Origin of the sequence: Actinomyces sp. HMSC075C01, from assembly GCF_001812965.1 — a bacterium.
Lineage (GTDB): Bacteria > Actinomycetota > Actinomycetes > Actinomycetales > Actinomycetaceae > Actinomyces > Actinomyces acetigenes.
Genome location: NZ_KV810933.1, coordinates 1 through 748, shown reverse-complemented (window position 1 = coordinate 748; position 748 = coordinate 1). Strand labels below are relative to the sequence as shown.

General features: G+C 63.2%; 1 protein-coding gene and 1 pseudogene. Both read right to left on the bottom strand.

The features are described from left to right. Positions 1 to 202, bottom strand: a pseudogene (locus tag HMPREF2883_RS14545) (hypothetical protein); the annotation flags it as partial. Positions 203 to 321: 119 nt separating this feature from the next. After that, positions 322 to 570 carry an NTP pyrophosphohydrolase gene (locus HMPREF2883_RS01500; RefSeq protein WP_070658558.1) on the bottom strand — a complete coding sequence of 83 codons (249 nt, stop codon included), beginning with the start codon at positions 568 to 570 and terminating at the stop codon, positions 322 to 324. Positions 571 to 748: the final 178 nt, after the last annotated feature.

The window sequence follows — 748 nt, the reverse complement described above, 5'->3', positions numbered from 1 at the left end:
TGAGGCTCCCCAGGTGCTCAATGATCCATCCCACCCCGGCGGACAGGGCCTCACCCAGGGGGTCCATCACCGCTGCGGCTGTGTCCAAGGCGGTGGCCGCCGTCCCCAGGCCGCCGGCGACCCAGCTCTTGGACTCAAACGCCTCCTTAAGGTCGGCGCCATCCTCCAACAGGCGAGAACCGGACAGTCTTCGACTCCTCAAGGGGTTGGGGGTGGTAAGTGGGACTGTTCGTCAGTGTGGTGGGAGTCTGAGGCGTCGACGGCGCAGTAAGACTGTGGCCCCGCACTGGGTGGGTGCGGGGCCACAGTGGTGGCTGGTGGTTAGACGTCGATCCTGCGTAGCAGCTCGGCTGGTGGCAGGGCGCCTTCCTCGATGTAGGCTCGGAAGACGGGGACTGCTTGCTCGCCGGTGAAGACCTCCTCGGGGTGGACCTGGATGGTGAAGGGCTCGGGATTCCCATTGTCGCAGGACACCGTGGTCCACGCCTCGGGGTCGGTGACAGGCTCACGAGCCACCGTGTACTGCTCGTAGGAGTCGTCGTCGTGAGTCACACGGATCTCGATGGTCATCGCCTCCGTGGACCCACCGCACTGGATGTACGTAGCCCGCGCCGGAGACGAACGAGGAACATCGTCAACGTGCGATGCTCCCTCAGGAAGAGCCCACACTACAATAGCGAAAACATTCTCCCCATTTAGGTACAGAGGGGAGGTCTGGACTGCTAGGTGTTTTTCGGACAGTGCTTGT

Bases quoted from the DNA above. Each gene is read 5' to 3' on its own strand.
- HMPREF2883_RS01500 (WP_070658558.1), bottom strand. From the start codon at position 570: ATGACCATCGAGATCCGTGTGACTCACGACGACGACTCCTACGAGCAG.